Source organism: Rathayibacter sp. PhB151 (assembly GCF_004366415.1).
Lineage (GTDB): Bacteria > Actinomycetota > Actinomycetes > Actinomycetales > Microbacteriaceae > Rathayibacter > Rathayibacter festucae.
The window spans coordinates 129078-144858 of record NZ_SOEN01000007.1; the positions used below are offsets into that span (position 1 = coordinate 129078).

The following is a 15781-nucleotide window of genomic DNA, read 5'->3' on the forward strand; positions in this document are numbered from 1 at the left end:
CTCCCTCACGCCGTGAGGATCCTGCTGTCACCGCGGTCGCTGACGACGACCTTCAGCCCGGTCGGCAGCCGCTCGCGCATCGCGTCGACGTGGCTGATCAGGCCGATCGTGCGCCCGCCCGAGCGGAGCGCGTCGAGCGTGCCGAGCGCGGTCTCCAGGGTCTCGGCGTCGAGCGAGCCGAAGCCCTCGTCGATGAACATCGTCTCGAGTGAGACGCCGCCGGACTGCATGGTGACCACGTCGGCCAGCCCGAGGGCCAGGGCGAGCGAGGCGAGGAACGTCTCTCCGCCGGAGAGCGACGCGGGCTGTCGGCGGGCGCCGGTGAAGGCGTCGAGCACGTCGATCCCGAGACCGGAGGCGGCGCCGCGGTAGGCGAGCGAGTCGTCGTGCACGAGGGCGTAGCGGCCGCTGGTCATCGCGTTCAGCCGCAGGTTCGCGGCGGCGACGATCTCCTCCAGCCGGCCGGCGAGGGCGAAGGCCTCGAGGTCCATCCGGCGGGTGTTCTGCCCACGGCCGTCGATCGTCTCGGCGAGGGCGCGCAGCTCCTCGTGCCGGCGCAGGCGCTCGTCGAGAGTCGCCAGTCGCTCCTCGGCGCGGCCCGCCAGCTCGGCGAGCCGGGCGGCGCGGTGCTCGAGCACCGAGTGCCGCGAGCGGGCCTCGTCGCGGCGGGCGGAGGCGGCGCGCGCGTCCTCCTCCGCGCCGGCGAGGTCGACGGGGGCGGTCGGCAGGCCGGCGAGCTCGGGGTCGGCCAGCACCGAGTCGACGGCGCTGCGGCGGCGCTCGTGCTCGGCGACCACGGCCTCGGCGCGGGCGCGCTCGCCCGAGGTGAGGGCGGCGGACTCGGCGTCCTCGGCACTCGCGAAGCCGCGGTCGGCGATCACCTCGGCGAGCTGGACCTCGGCCGCCTCGGCCGCCTCGCGGCGGGCAGTCGCCGCGTCCTCGGCCTCGACGAGCGCGTCGGCCAGGCGGCGCTGTGTTGTGAGGGCCGCGACGCGGTCGGCGATGCTGGCGGAGCCGTCGCGATGGGCGTCGATCCGCTCGCGCAGGAGGCGCAGCGCCTCGGCGGCGAGGGCCTCGGCGGAGCTGAGGCGCTGGTGCTCGGCGCGGGCGGTCTCGAGGGCGGATGCGAGATCCTCGCTCCGGACGCGGAGGTCCGACCGCTCGCGCCGCAGCTCCTCGAGTCGCGTCGTGGCACTCCGGGATGCGGTGAGCCGCGCCTCGGCCTCGGTGCGGGCGGTCTGCAGCTCCTCGGCGGTCGTGCTGCCGGCCCGCTCCTCGAGGGCCGCCAGGGCGAGCGCGCCGGTGCTCTCTGCTTCGCGGGCGGAATCCATCGCTGCGGCGGCGCGCTCGACGGCGGTGCGCGCCTTCTCGATCTCACCGGTGCCGACGGGAGGCAGCTCGCCGTGCTCGGCGGGGCGCGGGTGCTCGCAGGAGCCGCAGACGGGGCAGGGGTCGCCGGGGACGAGCGCTCCGGCCAGCTCACCGGCGAAGCCCGCGAAGCGGCGGGCGACCAGCTCGGCGTGCTCGGCGGCGCGGACGCCGTGCTCACGGGCCGCCTCCGCGTGGGCGGAGCGGAGGCGATCGAGCGCGGTCGCGGCGCTCGCGCGCTCGGCGGCGGCGCGGATCCGGCGCTCGAGCGCGGCCAGCTCCTCGGTGCGGGCCGGCAGCGCCGTCGCGTCCGGCGCGAGGGAGTCCTCCTCCGCGGAGAGCGCGTCGAGCAGGGCGGGGAGCGCTCGCAGGTCGCGCTCGAGCACCTCCAGTGCCGCGGTGGACCGCTCGCGCGCCGTCACGGTGCGCTCGGCGAGGCGGACCGCCTCGGGCAGCGTGCGCTCGTCGGCGAGGGCCTCGGTCAGCGCTCCCAGCGTCGCGGCCAGGCGCTCGGCGGCCCGGGCGGCGGCGGCCCGGTCCGCGGACTCGTCGAAGGCGGTTGTGAAGGCCTCGGCGGCGCTGTCGCGGCTCCGGTCGGCGGCGGCGGACCTCTCGGCCGCCGAGCGCGCGCCCTTCAGCACCGGCAGCACGCCCTCGGCCCGTCGGGCCCGCTCGATCCGCTCGCGCTCCCGGACGACGAGCGACTCCGCGACCGCGAGCTCCTCGGCCTCGATCAGCGCGCTCCGGCGGCGGTCCTGCGCCCGCTTCACCAGCCGCGTCTCGTCCCGGGCGGTCTCGGCCGCGCGGAACGCGGCGTCGGCCTCCGCCACTTCGTCGCGGGCGAGCGCGAGGGGAGCGTCGAGCCGGGTCACCAGGGCGCGGAACCACTCCGCATCGGGCGGTGTCGGCGCCGTCTCCTCGTCGCCGGTGAGCCGGACGGCCTCGTCGGCCAGCGCCGTCACGGCCGCGCGCTCCTCCTCGAGCGCCGCTCCGCTCTCCTGCCGCTGCTCGACGAGCCGTCGGCGCAGCAGGTCGTAGCGCTCCGTCGCGAAGAGGGTGCGGAGCAGCCGCTGCCGGTCGTCGTTCTTGGCGAGGAGGAACTCGTGGAAGCGGTTCTGCGCGAGCAGGATGACCTGGAGGAACTGGTCCTTGGTCAGGCCGACGATCCGGCCGATGTCGGTCCCCGTCTCCCGCGCGCTGGAGGACAGGCCGCGCCACTCGCCGTCGACGTGCTCGAGCAGCGCGACCTTCGCCGCCTGCCGGGTGGTGCCGCCGCCGCGCTTGGCCGGCCGCTCGTACTCCGGTGAGCGGCGGACCCGGTAGAGCCGGCCGGCCGCCTCGAAGTCGAGCTCGGCGAAGGTCTCGTCCTCGGGGGCGCTGTGGTCGCTGCGCAGGCGCGAGGCCGTGCCGTCGAAGCGCGGCACCGAGCCGTAGAGCGCGAAGCTGATCGCGTCGAGGATCGTCGACTTGCCGGCGCCGGTGCGTCCGGCGATCAGGTAGATCCCGACGTCCTCCAGGCGGTCGAAGTCGATCTCCTGCTCGGCGCGGAAGGGGCCGAGGCCGGCGAAGGAGAGGCGGCGGATCCTCACCGCAGCGCCTCGGCGTCGACCTGCGCCAGCGCGTCGAGCGCGAGCGCCCGCTCGGTCTCGCTCGCGCCGTGCCCGCCGCGGACGTGCGCGAGGAAGTCGTCGATCACCTCGACGTCGCTGCGCCCGCGGATCCGCTCGGCGTAGCGTCGCTCGTCGACGGCGGCGTGCGGGGGCCGGTGCTCGAGCGTCGCGCAGCCGGGGAAGCGGGACTGCAGCCGCGCCATCGCGTCGAGCGGGCGGACCTCGTCGGTCAGCACCGCCGAGACCCAGTCCGGCTCGTACTCGGCGAGGGACGGGTCGCTCAGCAGCTCGTCCAGCCGTCCCTCGATCACGCTGAGCCGCCGCGGCACGGGCAGCGACGACCAGGTCACCTCGCCGAGGCCGTCGGCGCCGAGCTCGACCAGCCAGCCGCCGCGCGGCTTCGAGGCCTCGCCGAACGAGTAGTGCAGCGGAGCGCCGGAGTACCGCACGTTCGGCAGCAGCTCCGCGCGCCCATGGATGTGCCCGAGCGCCGCGTAGTCGGCCGCGGCGAAGTGGTCGACCGAGACGTAGTCGATCCCGCCGGCCGTGATGTCGCGCTCGACCGTGCCGGCCGGGGCGCCGACGGCGAAGCAGTGCGCGAGCACCACCCAGCGCCGCCCGGCCGCCTCGGCGTGCGCGCGGATGCGGCGCATCGCGTAGGCGAGGACGTCCTCGTGCCGGCGCAGCGACTCGTCCGGGTGCCGGTGCCGGTAGAGGGCCGGCTCGAGGTAGGGGATGCCGTAGACGCCGACCTCGAGCCCGCTCCCGTCGCGGAGGACGACCGGCTCGGCGTACGCCTCGGGATCGGTGAGCACGTGCACGCCGGAGCCGCGCAGCAGCCCGGCCTGGAAGCCCAGCCGGGCGGGGGAGTCGTGGTTGCCGCTGGTCAGCACGACCTCGGCGCCGGCCGCGCGGATCGCCTCGAGCGTGCGGGTGAGCAGGGTGTAGTGCTCGGCCGCCGGCACCGCGGAGTCGAAGACGTCGCCGGCGATCAGGACGACGTCGACCGCCTCGGAGCGCACCGTCTCGACGAGTGCGTCGAGCACGACGCCGAGCGCGGCGACGCTCGAGTGGCCGTGGAAGGTGCGGCCGATGTGCCAGTCGGAGGTGTGCAGGAGCTTCACGACCGTCCTTTCGCGGGGTCTGCGGGTGTGCGGTGGCGCTCCCTGTCGTGCCCCTCCAGGCTACTGAGCGGCTCCGACACCGGACGCCGGCCGAGCCGTCGCCGCCGGACACCTCCCGTTCACCCGCGGGTGCAGAATGGGTCGTCGGTCGATCGAAGGAGGCCCCGCGTGAAGCTGCCCCGAGTGCCCTCGACCCTCCTCGGTCTCGGCTCGCGCACCCGCGCCGCCGCTGAGGACACCAGCCCGATCGAGCGGATCCGCCCCGAGGAGGAGCCGGTCCGCCGGAGCACCGTCGACAACGCGATCTACCAGGACGGCCGGCGCGTCGTCTCGCCGCACAGCATCCCGGAGGCGCTCGCCGCCCTGCAGAAGCTGCCGGACGCGATGGCCTGGATCGGCCTCTACCGCCCGACCGAGGCCGAGCTGGCCGCCCTCGAGGACGAGTTCTCGATGCACCCGCTCGCGATCGAGGACGCGATCAGCGCGCACCAGCGGCCCAAGCTCGAGCGCTACGGCAGCGACATGTTCGTGGTGCTGCGGGCCGCGAGCTACGCGGACCAGCGCGAGGAGGTCGACTTCGGCGAGCTGCACCTCTTCGTCGGGCCGAACTTCGTCGTCACCGTCCGCCACTCCGAGAAGCCCGACCTCTCGCTGGTCCGGCGCCGGATGGAGGCCGACCCCGAGCTGCTGCGCAAGGGCCCGGTGGCGGTCCTCTACGCGATCCTCGACGCGGTCGTCGACCAGTACGCCCCGGTCGTCGCCGGTCTCGAGAACGACATCGACGAGATCGAGGCCCAGGTCTTCGAGGGGGACCCCGCGGTGTCCCGGCGCATCTACGAGCTCTCCCAGGAGGTGCTCGACTTCCAGCGGGCGACCCGTCCGCTGACCGGCATGCTCGGCCGGCTGGTCACCGACTTCGACGTCTTCCGCGAGGACGTCGAGCTGCGCCGCTACCTCCGCGACGTCGCCGACCACGTCGCCGTGGTCGACGAGCGCGTCGAGGGCTTCCGGACGACCCTCCGCGAGATCCTCGCGGTGAACGCCACGCTGGTCGCGCAGCGCCAGAACGAGGACATGAAGAAGCTCGCGGAGGCGGGCAACCAGCAGAACGACGAGGTCAAGCGGATCTCGGCCTGGGCCGCCATCTTCTTCGCGCCGACCATGATCTCCAGCGTCTACGGCATGAACTTCGACGCGATGCCCGAGCTGCACCTGGCCTGGGGCTACCCGGCTGCGCTCGGGCTGATGGTCGCCTCGAGCGTGGTCCTGCACCGGCTGTTCAAGCGCTGGGGCTGGCTCTGAGCCGCCGCCGACGGCCGCGCGCGCTGTCAACACCCTGACGGGTCCGGCCGCCGCGCGTAGCGTCGGTCCGAGCCGCCCTCCGCGGCCCGAGTGCAGGGAGACCCGATGAAGCGAATCGACGTGCCGGCGATCGAGCGGACCTCGCTCTGGCGGCAGGACGCCGCGCCGATCCCGGGGGACGCATTCGTGCCGGGCGCGCACTACGACGACGTGATCGTCGGAGCCGGCCTCTCCGGACTCGTGACGGCGCTCCTGCTCCAGCGCAGCGGCCGTCGCGTCCTCGTCCTCGAGGCCCGCGAGGTCGGCGCGGTCGCGACCGGCAGCAGCACGGCCAAGCTCAGCCTCCTGCAGGGGACCCACCTGTCGAGGATCGCCGCCCGCAACACCCCCGCGGTCACCCGGGCCTACGTCGCGGCGAACCTCGCGGGCTTCACCTGGCTCGTCGACTACCTCCGCGAGGCCGGCGTGCCCGTGCAGCGCCGCACCGCGTACAGCTACGCGCAGACCCCCGACGGCGTGGACGCGGTGCTCCGCGAGCACGAGACGGCCCGCCGCTTCGGCCTCGCCACCCGCCTCGTCGGCGCGCTGGACACGCCCTTCCCGAGCACCGCCGCCGTGGCGCTCGACGACCAGGCCGAGTTCGATCCGATGGCGGCGCTGACAGCGCTCGCCGCCGACTTCCGGGCCGCGGGCGGCGTCCTCGTGCAGGGCGTCCGCGCGCTCGGGCTGCGCGCCTCCGCGCCCGTCCGCGTGCGGACCAGCGCCGGCGAGGTGACCGGCGAGCGGGCCTACCTGCTCACCGGCACGCCGATCCTGGACCGCGGCCTCTACTTCGCGAAGCAGGTCGCGCTGCGCTCCTACGCGGTGGCCTTCCGCGGTGCCGAGACGATCCCGGACGGCATGTACCTCTCCGTCGACGGGCCCTCGCGCTCGATCCGCGACGTGGAACGGGACGGGGAGCGGCTGCTGCTGATCGGCGGCAACGGCCACGTGGTCGGCCGGCGCGCGCGGACGCAGGAGAGCGTGGACGACCTGATCGCCTGGACCCGCCGCTCCTTCCCCGGCGCGGAGCCGATCGCGCAGTGGAGCGCGCAGGACTACGAGGCGTTCCACCGCGTGCCGTTCGTCGGCTGGCTGCCGCGGGGCCGCGGGCGGATCTTCTTCGCCTCGGGCTACGACAAGTGGGGGATGACCAACGCGGTGCAGGCGGCGCTCACGCTCGTCGGCGACTCGAGGGGCGAGACGCCGCCGTGGGCGAAGGTCCTGCACCGCCGCCCGACGCTGCCCAGGGTGATGGCGGAGGGGGCCGGAGCGCTCGCCGCGGTCGGCGCCTGGTACGCCCGCGGCTACTGGTCGGCCCTGCGCGCGCCGCGCTCGGTGGACGTGGTGCCGGAGGAGGGGCACGGCGCGCTCGCCCGCGACGGGCTCCAGCCTGTGGCCGTCTCGACCGTGGAGGGCCGCCGCTGCGCCGTCTCGGCGGTCTGCCCGCACCTGGGCGGCGTCGTCACCTGGAACGACGCCGAGCGCAGCTGGGACTGCCCCCTGCACGGCTCGCGCTTCGCCGCCGACGGGTCGGTGCTGGAGGGCCCGGCGGTCAGCCCGCTCGCGCCGGTGCGCTGAGCCGCTCGGCCCGAGCAGAACATCAGCTGGGAGCCGCGGTCATCGCTGATGAGCGACGACGACCCCTCTCAGCCGATGTCCTGCGGCAGCGCGTCCCGCATCGGCCACCCCTGCTGATCGAGTGGCCTGCGGAGCGGGCGTATCGAGATCCGCTGTCGCCGGGAGTGCGGGCGATGGTGGGTCTCGATACGCCCCTGCGGGGCTACTCGACCAGCAGGGAGGGTGCTCGTGCGGATGACGGAGCAGCCCGCGGCGCGGGTCCTCGTGCTGATCGAGTAGCCCGCGGAGCGGGCGTATCGAGATCCGCCGTCGGCCGAGCTACTCGGCCGAGTCGTCCTCGGAGGGCTCCGCGACCTTCCGGCCATCGGCGCCGGAGGCGTCGCCGTCCACGTGCAGGTCGGTGTCGCCGGGGATGCTGAAGTCGCTCAGCGGGTCGAGCGGCCCGTCCTCGTGGCTGGCGGAGTCGGGGGCGTCGCTGGTCTCGTCGCGTGCGGTCATACCTGCACCCTACGAGCGTCCGACGAGCCGCTGCACCGCGGTCACCGGGATCGACAGCCACTCGGGGCGGTTGCGCGCCTCGTAGATGGCCTCGTAGATGGCCTTGTCGAGCTCGAAGGCGTCCAGGACGTCGCGGTGCGCGGTGACCGCGTCGCCCGCCTCCTCCGTGTAGCCCTCGAGGAAGGCGCGGCGGCTCGCCAGCGCCCACGCGGCCCGGGAATCGCCCGGCGAGGCCTGCTCGTGCGCGCCCGCCGCGTAGTCGAAGGAGCGGAGCATCCCGGCCACGTCGCGCAGTGCGATGTCCGGCAGCAGCCGCTCGTGCATCGGCCGCAGCGGCTCGCCCTCGAAGTCCAGCAGGACCCAGCCGCGGCCGGGCACGGCCAGCACCTGGCCGAGGTGGTAGTCGCCGTGGATGCGCTGCAGCCGCGGCCAGGGCGCCTGCTCGGCCGCCTGGAAGACCGCGTCGATCGCGTCGGCGTCCTCGGCGATGACGGGCACCTCGGAGGAGGCGATCCGCAGCCGGCGGCGCATGGTCGCGATCATCCGCTGCACGACCTCGGGCGTCGCGTCCTCGGTCGGCATCACCTCGGCGAGGGTGGAGTGCACCTGCGCGGTCGCCAGACCCAGCTCACGCGCGGGCCCGGTGAAGTCGGTGTCACCGGCGACGGCCTCGAGCGCGACGCGCCAGGCGTCCTCGACGCCCGGCAGGAACTCCTGCGCGAAGGCGAGGTGGCCGAAGGCGCGACCGGTCGGCTCGCCGCGGTCGTCCCACTCGCCGGTGACGTTGCCGATCACCGGCGGGACGAGCGTGCTGCCCGCCGCGTTCAGCGCCGACTGCACGGTGACGTCCGGGTTCTCGCCGTGGTGCAGCGCGCGGAAGACCTTGACGATCACGGGGGTGCCGGCCGAGCCGTCCTCCGCGGTGGTCTGCACGATGATCGAGGTGTTCGACTGCTCGCCGCTGAGGATCCGCGACGACGCGAACGCGCCGATCACGGCACCGGGCTGGCGGTGGCCCTCGGCGCGGGCGCCGCCCAGAGCGCCCTCCGCGTCGGAGGAGCCGCCGTCGGCGATGAGCTCGAAGAGCGCCCGCGCGAACAGCGGGTCGCGGGGTCCGTCGTAGACGAAGCGGGTGCCGACGCTCTCGATCAGCGCGTCCTCGAGGCCCGCGACAGGCGCCGAGCGCACCGTCACCGGCACCTGGTAGAGCACCGGGCTCGAGCCCGCCCGGTCGATGACGAGGTGCACGACGACGTCGCCGTCGGCGCGCTCCAGGCGCCACTCGCCCCGGATCTCCAGCTCGGGGCGGCGCCCCTTGCTCGCGTACCACCGCTGATCGGCGACCCAGGCCGCGGCCCGGTCGATCGACAGTCCTGCGCTCATCTCTGCACTTCCCCTCGGTCGGCACCCCGAACCTTACGCGGCGCGATCGACGCTCCGGTGGGGCTTGCGGCGCGCCCACCCGATCCGGATCCCCGGCTCAGGAGTCGCGGGTCTCCTCCGCAAGCCCGAGCACGTCCAGGATCCAGGCGTACTCGAACGCCACCTCGCGCCAGCGCTCGTAGCGCCCGCTCACGCCGCCGTGCCCGGCCGTCATCTCGATCTTGAGCAGCGCCGGTGCGCCGACCTCGCGCAGCCTCGCGACCCACTTGGCCGGCTCCACGTAGAGCACGCGGGTGTCGTTGAGGCTCGTCGTCGCGAGGATCCGCGGATACCGGACGCCCTCGCGCACGTTCTCGTACGGCGAGTACGACTTCATGTAGGCGTAGACCTCGGGGTCGTGCAGCGGGTCGCCCCACTCGTCCCACTCGATCACGGTCAGCGGCAGCGACGGGTCGAGGATCGAGGTCAGCGCGTCCACGAACGGCACCTGCGCCAGGATCCCGGCGAAGGCCTCCGGGGCGAGGTTCGCGACCGCGCCCATCAGCAGCCCGCCGGCCGAGCCGCCCTGCGCGACGAGGCGCTCGGGCGTGGTGAAGCCCGCCTCGACGAGGTGACGCGCGGAGTCGACGAAGTCGGTGAAGGTGGTGCGCTTGGCGAGGGTCTTGCCCTCCTCGTACCAGGAGCGCCCCATCTCGCCGCCGCCGCGGACGTGCGCGATGGCGAAGACCACGCCGCGGTCGAGCAGCGAGAGCCGGGCGATCGAGAAGCCCGGGTCGATGCTCGCCTCGTAGGAGCCGTAGCCGTAGAGCAGGAGCGGCGCGGGGGCCTCGTCGGGCGCCGCCGCGTCCTTCCGCCAGACCAGCGACAGCGGGATGCGCGTGCCGTCCTCGGCGGTCGCCCACTCGCGGCGCTGCTCGTAGCGCGCGGGGTCGTAGTCGCCGAGCACCGGCTGCTGCTTGAGCACGGTCCGCTCGCCGGTCGCGACGTCGAGGGTGAGCACCGTGGAGGGGGTGACGAACGAGGTGTAGGCGAGGCGCAGCGCGGGCTGCTCCCACTCCGGGTTGCCGGCGAGGCCCGCGTCGTAGAGCGGCTCGTCGAAGACGATCTCGTCCAGGCGCGCGCCGCCGTCGCCGTCGATCAGGAGGCCGAGGCGGGTCGCCCCCGCCTCGCGGTAGGAGACGACGACGTGCCGCGCGAAGGCGTCGACGCCCTCGATCCGGCGGCCGGGGGTGTGCGGGACGAGGACGCGGCGCTCGGCCGCCCGCTCCTCGGGGGAGAGCGCGAGGTCGGCCGGCTCCTCGACGATCTCGAAGTCGAGCGCGCCGTCGTTGTGCACGATCAGCAGGCGGTCGCGGCCGTCGACGACGGCGTGGTCGACCTCGTACTCGACGCCCTCGCGCCGCGGCCAGACCGAGCGGAACTCGCCGGTCGGCTCCTCCGCGTCCAGCAGCAGGCACTCGCTGGTGATCTTGCTGCCGATCTCGATGACGAGGAAGCGGCGGCTGCGGGTGAGCCCCACGCCGATCCAGTAGCGCTCGTCGGGTTCGGAGAAGACGACCTCGTCGGCGGTCGACTCGGTGCCGACGGCGTGCCGCCAGATCGTGTCGGGCCGCCAGGACTCGTCGACCGTGGGGTAGAAGACGAAGCGGGCGTCGGCGCCGAAGGTCGCGCCACCGCCGGTGCCCTCGACGACGTCGGGGAGGTCCTCGCCGGTGCTGAGATCGCGGATGCGCAGCGTGTACCGCTCGTCGCCCTCGACGTCGGTGCCGAACAGCAGGAAGCGTCCGTCACTGGACACGTCGAAGCTGCCGAGCGAGAAGAACTCGTGGCCCTCGGCCTCGATGTTGCCGTCGAGCACGACCTGCTCGCCCTCGAGCGGTCCGCCCTCGGCGATGGAGGGCGGGGTCCAGTCGTCCGGGCCGGAGATCGGCGCACGGCAGTGCACGCCGTACTGGCGGCCCTCGTAGGAGCGGGAGAAGTACCACCAGGCGCCCTCGCGGACGGGGACGGAGAGGTCGGTCTCCTTCGTGCGCGAGCGGATCTCGTCGAAGAGGCGCTCGCGGAGCGGGGCGAGGGGAGCGAGGAGCGCGTCGGTGTAGGCGTTCTCGGCCTCGAGGTGGGCGATCACCTCGGGCTCCTCCTTCTGCCGCAGCCACTCGTACTGATCGACCACGAGATCGCCGTGGTGACGGCGTTCGAGCGGGACACGGCGGGCGACGGGAGGGACGGGCGCGGTCATCGCTCCAGCCTAGGCCGACCTCGCGCCCCGCCGCGGGCCTGCCGCCGGGAGCACCGTCCACGTGCGCACAATGGACCATGGCTCAGCGTGCGGACCGGACGAAGACGGAGGCGCCGCGGCGCGTGCAGACCGAGGTGGAGCGGAAGTACGACGTCGATGCCGACACCGCCCTGCCGGAGCTGACCGGCGCGGGCACCGTCGCCACGGCGCTCGCCGAGGAGCCCGTCCGCCTGTCCGCCCAGTACTTCGACACCGCGGACCGCGCCCTGTCCCGCGGCCGGATCACCCTCCGCCGTCGCGAGGGCGGCGAGGACGAGGGCTGGCACGTCAAGCTCCCCGGCTCGGCCGGCCGCACCGAGATCCACGCCGCGCTGACAGCCTCCCGCACCGTGCCGGCCGAGGTCCGGGAGCCGGTGCTCGGCCACGTCGGCCGCTCGCGGCTCGAGCCGCTCGCCACCCTGGAGACCGTCCGCTCGATCACCCGCGTCGCCGACGCCGCCGGCCGCCGCCTCGCCGAGATCGCGGACGACCTGGTCATCGCGCACGATCAGCGCTCGGGCGTCGAGCAGCGCTGGCGGGAGTGGGAGGTCGAGCTCGTCGACGTCCACGGCCCCGAGGGCGAGGCGGTGCTCGACGCGATCGAGGAGCGACTGCTCGCCGCCGGCGCCCGCCCCGCCGAGAGCGCCTCGAAGCTCGCCCGCGCCACCGGCGGTTCGATCGAGGACACGCACCCCGCGCCCGAGGACGGCGGGGAGGCGGCGCTCGCCGCGATCCGCGAGCTCCTCACCGGCCTGCGCGCCGTCGATCCGAAGGTGCGCCTCGAGGCCGACGACGCGCTGCACCGGATGCGCCTGCACACCCGCCGACTGCGCAGCGTCCTCGCCGCCTCCCGCTCGGTGCTGGAGCGCGAGGCCCTCGATCCGCTGCGCGACGAGCTGCGCTGGCTCGCCGGCGTCCTCGGCGCCGCCCGCGACGAGGAGGTCCTCGCGGCCCGGCTCCGCACCGGCGTCGACGAGGCGGGGGAGGGACTGCCCGCGAAGGCCGTCGCCGGCACCACCCTCTTCGACGCGATCGCGCGCCGGCACGCGATCGCCCTGCAGCGGGTCGCCAAGACCCTGCGCGGCGCCCGCTACCTCGCCCTGCTCGCCGCGCTCGACGCCCTGCTGGCCGACCCGCCGCGGACGGCGAAGGCCGGCGCGAGCGCGAAGAAGCTCGTCCGCCGCTCCCTCGCGAAGGAGGTCTCGCGCGTCGACGCGGCCCGCACAGGCGGAGACGACGTCGAGGCCCGGCACGAGCTGCGCAAGGCCGCGAAGCGCCTGCGCTACGTCATCGAGGCCTGGAGCGCAGTCGTTCCGGACGCCGTCGGCGCGAAGCAGCGACAGATCGCGAAGGCGGCGAAGGCCGTCGCCGACGCGCTGGGGGAGGAGCGCGACGCCCTCGCCGCCCGCGACGTGCTCCGCGCGCACGCCCTCGTGGCGGCCCGCCGCGGCGAGCCGGCGTTCGCCCTCGGCGTCGCCTCCGCCCGCGAGGAGAGCCGGGCTCACGAGGCCGCGCGAGCCGGGGACGCGGCCCTGGAGCGGCTGCACTCCCTGTCAAGCTGAGCAGGACGGTCATCCGCACGAAACAGGCGGCGGATAATGTGAATCATGCCTTCCGTCCGTCCTCTGCCGTCAGCCCTCCTGCGTCCGCGCCATTTCGACCGTGACGACGTGGTCGTCCATGCCGGTCTGTTCTCGCTGGTCAACTCGAGTACGACACCGCAGGCGGCCTGGACCGAGGACCTGATCGCGCTCGGCGAGGTGCTCGACGAGGCCGAGTTCCCCTACCGCCTCATCCGCGGCACGAAGGGCGCGCCCTTCCTCGCGATCGACCGCTCGCTCGGCGCCGAGCTGGCCACGCTGCTCGCGCGCGCCTTCGCGACCGAGCCGTTCTACGTGAAGACGCTCGACAAGCGCGGCACCCCGCCGCTGCTCCTGGCCGAGGGCGCGATCGCGCCGTACCCGCGCGCTGCGGTCTTCTCGCTCTTCCGCCCCCGCGTCTCCTCGAGCGGATCGCTGCGCTACGGCGCCCGCAGCGGCGTCCGCCTGGAGTTCTGGAAGGTCGGCGAGGAGGAGATCACCACTCCCGCCGAGAACGCGCTGATGCGCAGCAGCCTCCCGGTCGCCGAGGCGATCGACGCGCACGTCGAGGCGTACGGCCGCACCTGGCCGACCTTCGAGGGCATGTTCGAGCCGCTCGTCAGCGACATCCGCTTCGACGTCGACATCGTCTTCTCCTGGGTCGACGGGACGGACCTGGAGTTCCAGCGCGCCCGCGCCGCCCGGATGGCCAGCTACGTCGTGGGCGAGGGTGACGACGCCCCCGCGCGCTTCCGTCAGATCGACGAGCTCAAGTACGCGCTGCGCAGCGTCTACATGTACGCGCCGTGGGTCCGGCACATCTACATCGTCACCGACTCGCCGCGCCCGCGCTGGCTCGACGAGCACCCCGACGTCACCCTGGTCCGCAGCGAGGACCACTTCCGCGACCTCTCGGTGCTGCCCACGCACAACTCGCACGCGGTCGAGAGCCAGCTGCACCGCATCCCGGGCCTGGCCGAGCACTTCCTCTACTCCAACGACGACATGTTCTTCGGCCGCCCCGTCGACCCGTCGATCTTCTTCTCGCCCGGCGGGATCACCAAGTTCATCGAGGCGACCACCCGCATCGGGATGGGCGACTCCAACGCCTCCCGCAGCGGCTTCGAGAACGCGGCGCGCGTCAACCGCCGGCTGCTCCGCGAGCGCTTCGGCGCGATGACGACCCGCCACCTCGAGCACGCCGCCACGCCGCTCCGCAAGAGCGTGATGGCCGAGCTCGAGACCGAGTTCGAGCCGGAGTTCACCGCGACCGCCGCGAGCCGCTTCCGCTCGGCGAGCGACGTCTCCGTCACCAACTCGCTGTACCACTACTACGCGCTGATGACCGGCCGCGCGGTGGTGCAGGAGAACGCCTCGGTGAAGTACGTCGACACGACGATGCACCAGGGCCTGAAGGACATGAAGAAGCTGCTGAAGAACCGCGGCGTCGACTTCTTCTGCCTCAACGACGGCAGCTTCCCCGAGATCTCGGCGGAGGCGCGCACCCGCGCCGTGATCGACTTCCTCGAGGAGTACTACCCGATCCCGGCGCCCTGGGAGCGGGTGGACTGAGCATGGCCTGGGCGATCGGCGGAGGGGTCCTCGGGCTGCTGCTCGGGCTCGCCAGCGCGCTCGTCTTCCCGGGCATCGGGGTCGGGGCAGGCCTCGGAGTCGGGATCGCGCTCGGCGCGGCCCTCGCCTTCGCGGGGCACCTGTTCGCCCTCGACCGCACTCGTCCCAAGCGCTGACGTCGGTTCTGCAGGCGATCCGCGGCTCCGGAGCCTCGGACCCGCGGTCGAGATCGTCTCTCGGCGCGGATCGCCTGCAGATCGGACGCAGGCCGCTAGGCGCTGACGCCCACCGGCTCCGCGACGGGCGGGTAGAGCGCCTCGACCTGCTCGAGCGGTGCGGCCGTGGCCGGCGCGATCTCGACGCCGTGCGAGGCGAGGATCCGCTCGGTCTCGTTCGCCGAGACGTAGGACACCTCGGTCGAGGCGCCGATGGGCACCACCGAGTGCAGCACCGTGCCGTCGTAGACGTGGATGAGGTTGAAGGCCTGCGCCGAGTTGCGGGCGCGGGTGCCGCCGACCGGCACGTTGAGGTCCTGCGTGTAGCAGGTGGCCGACGCGACCGAGACGGGGATGCCGGCGAACGTCGCGGTCGAGGAGTAGTGCAGGTGGCCGGCGATGATGCTGCGGACGTCCGAGCCCTCGAGCACCTCCGCGAGCGCGGGCTGGTCGCGGAGCTCGACGAGCACCGAGAGGTCGAGGACGCTCGGGACCGGCGGGTGGTGCAGCGCCAGGATCGTGCCGTGCGGCGCGGGGCTGGAGAGCTCCTCCGCGAGCCAGTCGAGCTGAGCGTCCGAGATCTCGCCGTAGTGCGCGCCCGGGACGGTCGAGTCCAGCGCGATGATGCGCAGTCCGTTCACGTCGTGCACCCGGTCGATCGGCTGCGTGGTGGGCAGCTGGTCGAGCAGCCCGGAGCGGAAGGCACCGCGGTCGTCGTGGTTGCCCATCACCCAGATCACCTCGGCACCGAGGCGGGCGGCGGCCGGCTCGACGACGGCGCGGAGCTTGGCGTACGCCTCGGGCTCGCCCTTGTCCGCCAGATCGCCGGTGATGACCACGGCCTCCGGGCGACCGCCCGAGGCCTCCAGCTCGTCGAACAGGCGGCGGAGCTGAGCCTCGCTGTCGACGTCGGAGCCGTACAGCCCGCCGTCTCCGGCGATGAAGTGGGTGTCGCTGAGGTGAAGGATGAAGTGGTTCGGCCGGGGGTACTCGGCCTGGCGGACAGTCATGATCCTCGGGTTCCACGATCGGTGGGGCCGGCTCGATCGAGTCGGCGTCGGTACGGGATGTCGCATGGTGCTGTACTGCTGGTCCGCGGGCTGGGAACTGCTCCCGCGAGGCTCAGTCCATCATCGCGGGGTGAACGGCGGGCCAACGAGGCCCGGCGCGTCATCGAACGGTTTTCCCAGATTCGGCGTCCGTCATCGGCCCGGATCTCAGGAAGCGCACA

General features: G+C 73.9%; 11 protein-coding genes. 5 read left to right on the forward strand and 6 right to left on the reverse strand.

Annotated features, from left to right (window positions below):
- Positions 1–5 precede the first annotated feature (5 nt).
- Positions 6–2957, reverse strand: coding sequence for an SMC family ATPase (locus EDF35_RS07955; protein WP_133961707.1), 2952 nt, complete (start codon positions 2955–2957; stop codon positions 6–8).
- A complete protein-coding gene (locus EDF35_RS07960; protein ID WP_133961709.1) occupies positions 2954–4102 on the reverse strand; it encodes an exonuclease SbcCD subunit D in 1149 nt (382 codons plus the stop codon). The genes EDF35_RS07955 and EDF35_RS07960 overlap by 4 nt, the downstream gene beginning before the upstream one ends.
- Before the next feature lie 246 nt (positions 4103–4348).
- Here EDF35_RS07960 and EDF35_RS07965 point away from each other — a divergent pair, with 246 nt between their 5' ends.
- Together EDF35_RS07965 and EDF35_RS07970 are read left to right on the forward strand one after the other, a co-directional pair.
- Positions 4349–5404, forward strand: coding sequence for a magnesium and cobalt transport protein CorA (locus EDF35_RS07965; RefSeq protein ID WP_243581850.1), 1056 nt, complete (start codon positions 4349–4351; stop codon positions 5402–5404).
- Between the two features lie 105 nt (positions 5405–5509).
- Positions 5510–7024 (forward strand): FAD-dependent oxidoreductase, encoded by a 1515-nt coding sequence (locus EDF35_RS07970; RefSeq protein WP_133961711.1) that lies wholly within the window; start codon positions 5510–5512, stop codon positions 7022–7024.
- 318 nt (positions 7025–7342) lie between these two features.
- Here the strand turns inward: EDF35_RS07970 and EDF35_RS07975 are convergent, their stop codons facing one another.
- The 3 genes from EDF35_RS07975 to EDF35_RS07985 all read right to left on the reverse strand — a co-directional run bounded on the left by EDF35_RS07975 (position 7343) and on the right by EDF35_RS07985 (position 11144).
- Complete coding sequence (locus tag EDF35_RS07975) at positions 7343–7522, reverse strand: hypothetical protein (protein WP_123702986.1); 180 nt, start codon at positions 7520–7522, stop codon at positions 7343–7345.
- Positions 7523–7531: 9 nt separating this feature from the next.
- Positions 7532–8905, reverse strand: coding sequence for a phosphotransferase (locus EDF35_RS07980; protein ID WP_133961713.1), 1374 nt, complete (start codon positions 8903–8905; stop codon positions 7532–7534).
- A gap of 97 nt (positions 8906–9002) precedes the next feature.
- Entirely contained in the window at positions 9003–11144 is a 2142-nt protein-coding gene (locus EDF35_RS07985) for a S9 family peptidase (RefSeq protein WP_133961715.1), read from the reverse strand.
- A 77-nt stretch (positions 11145–11221) separates the two neighbouring features.
- Between EDF35_RS07985 and EDF35_RS07990 the strand changes: the two genes are divergently transcribed.
- The 3 genes from EDF35_RS07990 (at position 11222) to EDF35_RS20755 (ending at position 14511) form a co-directional block, all read left to right on the forward strand.
- Positions 11222–12745 carry a CYTH and CHAD domain-containing protein gene (locus tag EDF35_RS07990; RefSeq protein ID WP_133961718.1) on the forward strand — a complete coding sequence of 508 codons (1524 nt, stop codon included), beginning with the start codon at positions 11222–11224 and terminating at the stop codon, positions 12743–12745.
- Between the two features lie 108 nt (positions 12746–12853).
- Positions 12854–14335, forward strand: a complete 1482-nt coding sequence (locus EDF35_RS07995; RefSeq protein WP_243646392.1) for a stealth family protein — start codon at positions 12854–12856, stop codon at positions 14333–14335.
- A gap of 2 nt (positions 14336–14337) precedes the next feature.
- A complete protein-coding gene (locus EDF35_RS20755) occupies positions 14338–14511 on the forward strand; it encodes a hypothetical protein (RefSeq protein ID WP_166674047.1) in 174 nt (57 codons plus the stop codon).
- Between the two features lie 95 nt (positions 14512–14606).
- On the opposite strand, the gene EDF35_RS08000 is transcribed toward EDF35_RS20755, so the two are convergent.
- Positions 14607–15560, reverse strand: a complete 954-nt coding sequence (locus EDF35_RS08000; protein ID WP_123702995.1) for a phosphodiesterase — start codon at positions 15558–15560, stop codon at positions 14607–14609.
- Positions 15561–15781: the final 221 nt, after the last annotated feature.